This is a genomic window from Dietzia sp. CQ4, from assembly GCF_014145125.1.
Taxonomy (GTDB): domain Bacteria; phylum Actinomycetota; class Actinomycetes; order Mycobacteriales; family Mycobacteriaceae; genus Dietzia; species Dietzia natronolimnaea.
Map to the genome: position 1 here is coordinate 1 of NZ_JAALDZ010000285.1, position 6,637 is coordinate 6,637.

Below are 6,637 nucleotides of genomic sequence, written 5' to 3' on the forward strand. Positions count from 1 at the left end.
CCGCGCTGGCCGCCCACCTGCGCCGCCACCGGGGCATCGCCGCCGCGGACCCGCTGCTGTTCGACAGCTCGCGCTCGGCGATCGCGGCCCTGTGTTCGGCGTTCGTCGCGGCTCACGGCCCGGTCGCGTTCCACACGGAGGACCCCGGCTACCGGGGGGCGCTGCTGATGGCCCGTGAGCAGGACCTCGAGGTGCGGTTCCACCCCGCGGAGCCCGGCGGTCTCGACTCGGCGAGGCTGGGCTCCGATCGGGCGATCGTCTTCACCACCCCCGCGCATCAGTTCCCGCTGGGGCACCGCATGAGCGTGGACCGGCGGGTGGCGCTGGTCGACTGGGCGCGGCGCACGGGGTCGCTGGTGATCGAGGACGACTACGACGGCGAGTTCCGCTACGGCGTCGCCCCGCTGCCGGCGCTCGTCACCCTGCCCGCCGCGGCCGACCACGTGGCGTACGTGGGGACGTCGTCCAAGTCGGTGGCCCCCGACCTGCGGGTGGCGTGGTGCCTGCCGCCGGGCGCGTTGCGCCGTGAGGTCGAGCGCTGGCTTGTCGTGCACCGGCGCGGCCCGTCGACGCTGCCCGCGGAGGCGATGGGGGCGTTCATCGACTCCGGCGCGATGGACCGCCACCTGGCGCGGGCGGCGCGGGTGTACAGCGACCGCCGTCACCGCCTGGTGGCCGCGCTCGCGCGGGAGTGTCCCCACCTCGACGTGACGGGTGTAGAGGCCGGGTTGCACCTGTGTGTGTTGCTGCCCGGGTACGACGACGACGAGGTGGTGCGCGAGCTCGAGCGGGCCGGCTGGCGCACCCGGTCGCTGAGCGGGCAGTCCGCGCGGTACGCGGTTCCGGGGCTGGTGCTGAGCTACTCGCGACTCGTCGCACGTGACGCGGACGAGTTCGCCGCGCGGCTGCGGCAGGTGATCGACGGCAGGTGATCGACTACAGGTGATCGACGACAGGTGATCGGCGGCGCCGGATCGGCGGCAGGTGCGCCGGGGCGGTTCGCCTCAGCGGGTGCGGGCCGAGGAGTGCGGCCTTACAGTGGCCGCGAGGTTCGTACCGAGCTCAGAGGAGACGCACGATGGGCACATCATTCTGGCGACGCACGACGATCGATCCCCCGGTGGCGGAGTTCCCCGAGGGTGAGCACGTGGACATCGTGGTGGTGGGGGCGGGTTTCACCGGCCTGATCACCGCCCTGATCGCGGCCGCGCGGGGCAGCTCCGTGGTGGTGCTGGAGGCCCACACCGTGGGCGCCGGCGCCAGCGGTTCGACCACGGCCAAGGTCTCGGTCCTGCAGGGGACCCGGTTGTCGACCATCCGCTCGCACCACGGTCTCGAGACCGCCCGCGCCTACGCGGAGGCCAACCAGTACGGCCTGGACTGGTGGGCGGAGTTCTGCGGGTCCCACGGGGTGGACGTGCAGCGACCCCGGGCGGTCACCTTCTCGCGCAGCCTCAAGGGGACCAGCACCCTGCGCTCGGAGAAGCGCACGCTCGACGCCCTCGGACTGCCCGCCCGGTGGTACGACCGGATCGACGTGCCGTTCCCCGCCCGGGCCGCCGTGGAACTGCCCGATCAGATGCAGCTCGACCCCGTCGAGGCGCTCGCGGCTCTGGTCCGCGCCACGACGGCGCTCGGTGTCCGGATCGTCGAGCACTCCCGTGTCACCGGACTGGACGTGCGGGGGCAGGACGGGGACGCCCACGTGGAGGTGCGCAGTGACGGCGGCACCTGCTCGGCGCGGGACGTCGTCCTGGCCACCGCGTCCCCGGCCCTGGACCGTGGCCCCACCGCGGCGTCGATGGAGGCCGAGCGGTCCTACCTGTGCGCGTTCGAGTACCCCGGCGGGCTGCCGGAGGGGATGTACGGCTCGGTCGAGAGCCCGGTCCGCTCCCTGCGGACCGTGCCCGTGGGGGACCGCGAGGTCCTGCTGGTGGGCGGAAACGGCCACCGCACCGGAACGGCCGCGGGCACCGACTCCAAGATCGACTCGCTGCGCGAGTACGCCGCCAAGCACTTCCCCGGCGCCGAGTTCACCCACGGCTGGTCCGCGCAGGACTTCCACCCGGTCACGCTGGTGCCCAAGTCCGGCCCCATGCCGTGGGGGAAGGGTCGGGTGCACTTCGCCGGTGGGTACAGCAAGTGGGGACTGACGGGCGCGCCGGCGGCGGCGGGCATCATGGTGGACCGGCTCAGCGGGCGTGAGCCCCGGGTCTCCTTCGGCAAGCCCTCGGTCACGGGCGTCCTGCGTACCGCGGTCTCGCTGTACGCGGACCTCCCGGTGCAGCTCGCGGCCACCGCCGCTCAGGCGACGGTGCGCCGGCCCCGGCCGACCCTCCGGCCGATCGGCGAGGCGACCGGGGACGACGGCCGGACCTGCAAGGTCGGGCTCCTGTGCCCGCACATGGGCGCCGCGCTGAGTTGGAACGAGGCGGAGCGGTCGTGGGACTGCCCGTGGCACGGGTCGCGGTTCTCGGCGTGTGGCGAACTCCTCGAGGGCCCGGCGACTCGGGACCTCAAGCGCTACGACGAGATCTGACCCGGCCCCCGATTGGACGGTCGTCCAACTCTCTGGGGGGCTCCCACGACCACCCGGGACAGAGGAACGCCCCGGCCCGACCCGTGACGGGTCGAGCCGGGGCGCGGCCGTGTTACCGGTCCTGTCGTGCCTGTCAGGCCGGGGGCATCATGACCCCGTCGATGGCGTGGATGACGCCGTTGGTGGCGGGCACGTCGGTCTGGATGACGGTGATGCGGTTGCCCGCTCCGTCCACCAGCATGACGGTCTCGCCCTCCACCTCGATGGTGAACTCGCCGCCCTGGAGGGTCTCGACGGTCTCGCCGTCCATTCCCATGACGTCCTCGGCCATGACGTCGCCCTCGATCACGTGGAACTGCAGGATCTGGGCCAGGTCACCGGTCGGATCGGCGAGGAGCTCGTCGAGCTGGCCGTCAGGCAGCGCCGCGAAGGCCTCGTCGGTCGGAGCGAACACCGTGAAGGGGCCGGGACCCTCGAGGGTCTCCACCAGGCCCGCGGCCTCGAGCGCCTGCGTGAGGGTGGTGAAGTTCCCCGCGGCCATCGCGGTCTCGACGATGTTGCCGGTGGCCGCCGGCTCCTCCGTCATCTCCTCCTCGGTCGTCTCCTCGGTGGTCATCTCCGTGGTCATGGTGGTCTCTTCAGTGGTGGTGGCGTCGTCGGCCGTGTCGTCCGTGCCGCACGCCCCCATGAACACTGCGAGTCCGATAGCTCCCGTTACTGCGATCGTCCGCTTCATGAGCAACCTTTCGTCTTGGGTCGGGGGTAACCCCAGTGTGGGGGGATGTCCGCGACAGATGTAACCGGTGAGACGGAATCGTTGTAGTGCCGTTAACCTCGGCGACGCATCCCCGATCCCCAACGGAGCGACTCGTCAGGGCGCGCGACCGACGGGCGCCGTGACACGCTGAGGTCGTGAAGACCCCGGTACCTGACTATCTGCTCGAGATCCGCGACCTGTGTTCGACGGGCGCGGACGGGCACCTCGCCGACTACATCCCCGAACTCGCCGCCGTGGACCCGGATCGGTTCGCCGTGGCCGCCTGCACGATGGACGGCGTCGTGTACACCGCCGGCGACGCGGACGCCGAGTTCACCATCCAGTCGATGAGCAAGCCGTTCGCCTATGCGCTGGCGCTGCGCGACCGCGGGATCGAGGCGGTGTTGGAGAAGGTGGCCGTGGAGCCGTCCGGGGACGCGTTCAACCAGATCTCCCTGGAGAGGATCAGCGGGCGGCCCCGGAATCCCATGATCAACATCGGGGCCATCACCACCCACACCCTGGTCGGACCGGTCGGCGCCACCGAGGGCGAACGTGACGAGGCGCTGGCCGCCGGGTTGTCGTCCTTCGCCGGTCGGCGGCTGGAGGTGGACGCGGCCGTGATGAACTCCGAGCTGCGCACCGCGTTCCGGAACCGGGCGATGGCCAACCTGGTCCGGGCCAGCGGGATCATCGAGGACGACCCGGACGAGGCCGTGCGCGGGTACACCCGCCAGTGCGCCTACCGGGTGACCGTCCGCGACCTGGCGGTGATGGCCGTGACCCTGGCGACCGGCGGGATCAACCCCGTCACCCGTGAGCGCGTCGTCTCCGCGCCGGTGGCCCGGCAGGTACTGGCGGTCATGGCCACGTGCGGGATGTACGACGCGGCCGGCGACTGGATGTCCACTGTCGGGATCCCCGCGAAGAGCGGGGTGTCCGGCGGGATCTTCGGTGCCCTGCCCGGCCAGGTGGGCCTCGGTGTCTTCTCGCCCCGGCTCGACGAGCACGGCCACAGTGTCGAGGGGGTCCGGACGTTCGAGCGGCTCTCGCGCGATCTGGAACTCCACCTGATGAACACCACGGTGACCGAGGTCGAGGCCGTCCGCTCGGTGCGGTTCGACGAGATCAGCGGCAGGCGCACCTTCCGTCTGCAGGGGCCGATGACGTTCGCGAGCGCCGAACAGGTGTTGCGTCGGCTGGCCGAGATCCCGCCGGGTGACGGCGAGGTGACCCTCGATCTGAGCCGGGTCTCCTCGGTCAACGCGAGCGCGCGCCGCATGTTGCTCGAGTCCATGCGGCGGCTGTCGCTGGACGGGCACCTGGTGGGACTCGCGGATCCCGGCCGCCGTCTGCCCGACCCGGACTTCGGGGACGGGTCCCGACCGGTCACCCGGCGGGCGGCCCGCTGACGCCTCGTCGGCCGGGGTTCACGCGCCGACGCCTGCGTCGGACAGCGCGATGCGCACGGTGTCCGGGGCTGTCCTCATGGAGTACTCGAACGCCGCCACCCGGCGGGTGCTGCTCATGAAGTGGGCACCCAGCCCCGCGAGATCGACGGCCGTCGGAAGGATCGGGACCACCGTGGTGCCCCGCGCGCGGACGACCGCGATCTCGGCGGCCAGTTGCGCGGACATCGGTCGTCGGATCAGGCGGTGTTCGAGCCGGCCGCCGGGTCCGGGCACACGGACGCCGGGAGCCGACGCCATGGGAGCGATCACGTAGATGAGGTCCGCGTCCTCGGGCGAGAGCAGATCCACGGAGGCGGTCGACCCCATTCCGCCGTCGACGAAGATGCGGTCGCCGATGGGGACCGGGGTCATCCACCCGGGGGTCGACCAGGACGCGCGCAGCGCCTCGCCGACGGTCGCGATCGGCGAACCCGGTGCGCCGAACACGACCCGCTCACCGGCGCGGATGTCGTAGGCGACCATCCGGGCGGCGGGGTGGGGCAACCAGGAGCCCACCTCGAACCCCTCGGCCAACCGCTGCAGCCATCCCATGTCGCCTCGACCGCTGGGGGCGATCCCGGCGTAGGCGGCCAGGCCGGAGTGCGTGCGCAGCAGTCCGGGATTGAGCAGGGGTGGCCGGGGCAGCGGCGGCCTGCCGGGCGGGGTGGACGCGATGTGCTCGCGGAGCCTGGGGTCCTGGGCCCGTCCGCGCTGCATGTCCACCAACTCGTCGACCCCGACGCCGCCGCCCACCATGGTCACCAACTCGGCCCCCGCCGAGGTGCCCAGCAGAACGTCGGCGTCGCGGGGATCGAATCCGGTCTGCTCGGCGAGGGCGTGCATGGCCGCGATCGCCCAGGCGCCCCCGATGGTGCCACCGCATCCGAGGACGAGGGCGGTTCGGGTCATTCGAGGCCTCCTGAGGTGGCAGGGCACCGGGATCGGTGGGTGCGGTGGTGAGGGACCTCAGTCCCGGGGGTCGAGCACGAAGACGGGGATCGTCCGCTCGGTCTTCTCCTGGTAGTCGCGGTAGTCGGGGTACACCGCGACCGCCCGATCCCACCATAGGTCGCGTTCCGCACCGGTCACCTCGCGGGCGACGAAGTCACCGACCCGGTCCTTGTCCCGCACCTCAACGTGCGGGTGGGCCTTGATGTTCCAGTACCAGACCGGATGGGTGGGTGCGCCGCCCAGGGAGGCGACGGCGGCGTAGGAACCGTCGTGCTCGACCCGCATCAGGGGGGTCTTGCGCAGCTTCCCCGACTTCTTGCCCACCGTGGTCACGATGACCACCGGCATGCCCGACAGCTCGGAGCCCGACGCCCCGTTGCTCTTCTCGTACTGCTCGACCTGGTCCCGCACCCACTTGCTGGGGCTGGGCTCGTACTCGCCGGACAACGGCATGATGGCCTCTCTCGTCAGTGCGATCCCGCTCGGTGGGTCGTCACCGAGGCGACATTACGCCCGACCCGGCGAGGGGCTCGGTGAACCTCCGGAGTGCCGCGATCACCGCGAGGTAGCGGGCGGACTGCACCGCGTCGAACCCGTGCTGCGCGCCGGGGAGTTCGGCGTAGACCACGGGGTTCGACGACCCGCCCCGCAGGTGCCGCACCAGCCTGCGCGAACCCTTGACCGGGGTGTACATGTCGTCGGTACCGTGGATGATCGCGATCGGGGGCGCGCCCTCCGCCGGGTGGCGGACCGGGTCGGAGAGGTCCTTGGTCGCCGCGCCCAGACGGCCGTAGTAGCCGTAGAGCCCGATCGCACCCGCCAGGGAGGTGTCCAGGTCCTCGAAGCCGGGTTGGAATCTCGGGTCGCCGGCGGTCAGAGCGGTCATCATGGCGATGTGCGCGCCGGCCGAGCTGCCCGCAACCACGATCGGGGCGTCCG

7 protein-coding genes are annotated in these 6,637 nt (G+C 71.9%); 3 read left to right on the forward strand and 4 right to left on the reverse strand.

Going from position 1 to position 6,637, the window contains the following annotated elements; genetic code table 11:
- The coding region (locus G6031_RS14995; RefSeq protein WP_182653677.1) for a PLP-dependent aminotransferase family protein at nucleotides 1-932 on the forward strand (932 nt) is incomplete at its 5' end.
- 146 nt (nucleotides 933-1,078) lie between these two features.
- Nucleotides 1,079-2,539, forward strand: coding sequence for an FAD-dependent oxidoreductase (locus G6031_RS15000; RefSeq protein WP_182653678.1), 1,461 nt, complete (start codon nucleotides 1,079-1,081; stop codon nucleotides 2,537-2,539).
- A gap of 133 nt (nucleotides 2,540-2,672) precedes the next feature.
- Here G6031_RS15000 and G6031_RS15005 read toward each other — a convergent pair whose 3' ends face one another.
- On the reverse strand, nucleotides 2,673-3,275 hold the full coding sequence (locus tag G6031_RS15005) for a fasciclin domain-containing protein (RefSeq protein WP_182639807.1): 603 nt from the start codon (nucleotides 3,273-3,275) through the stop codon (nucleotides 2,673-2,675).
- Nucleotides 3,276-3,451: 176 nt separating this feature from the next.
- Here G6031_RS15005 and G6031_RS15010 point away from each other — a divergent pair, with 176 nt between their 5' ends.
- Nucleotides 3,452-4,708 carry a glutaminase gene (locus G6031_RS15010; protein WP_182653679.1) on the forward strand — a complete coding sequence of 419 codons (1,257 nt, stop codon included), beginning with the start codon at nucleotides 3,452-3,454 and terminating at the stop codon, nucleotides 4,706-4,708.
- Nucleotides 4,709-4,726: 18 nt separating this feature from the next.
- Here the strand turns inward: G6031_RS15010 and G6031_RS15015 are convergent, their stop codons facing one another.
- From G6031_RS15015 to G6031_RS15025, 3 genes are all read right to left on the reverse strand, one after another.
- The gene (locus G6031_RS15015) at nucleotides 4,727-5,656 is read right to left on the reverse strand and encodes a patatin-like phospholipase family protein (RefSeq protein ID WP_182653680.1); all 930 of its coding nucleotides are present in this window, start codon (nucleotides 5,654-5,656) and stop codon (nucleotides 4,727-4,729) included.
- Nucleotides 5,657-5,713: 57 nt separating this feature from the next.
- Nucleotides 5,714-6,151, reverse strand: coding sequence for a nitroreductase family deazaflavin-dependent oxidoreductase (locus G6031_RS15020; protein ID WP_179523791.1), 438 nt, complete (start codon nucleotides 6,149-6,151; stop codon nucleotides 5,714-5,716).
- 40 nt (nucleotides 6,152-6,191) lie between these two features.
- Nucleotides 6,192-6,637 (reverse strand): alpha/beta hydrolase (locus G6031_RS15025; RefSeq protein WP_241737371.1); only part of this gene is annotated, 446 nt, incomplete at its 5' end.

Excerpts from the sequence above, each read along its gene's own strand:
- G6031_RS15000 (WP_182653678.1), top strand. The coding sequence starts at position 1,079 with ATGGGCACATCATTCTGGCGACGCACGACGATCGATCCCCCGGTGGCG.
- G6031_RS15005 (WP_182639807.1), bottom strand. The coding sequence starts at position 3,275 with ATGAAGCGGACGATCGCAGTAACGGGAGCTATCGGACTCGCAGTGTTC.
- G6031_RS15015 (WP_182653680.1), bottom strand. The coding sequence starts at position 5,656 with ATGACCCGAACCGCCCTCGTCCTCGGATGCGGTGGCACCATCGGGGGC.
- G6031_RS15020 (WP_179523791.1), bottom strand. The coding sequence starts at position 6,151 with ATGCCGTTGTCCGGCGAGTACGAGCCCAGCCCCAGCAAGTGGGTGCGG.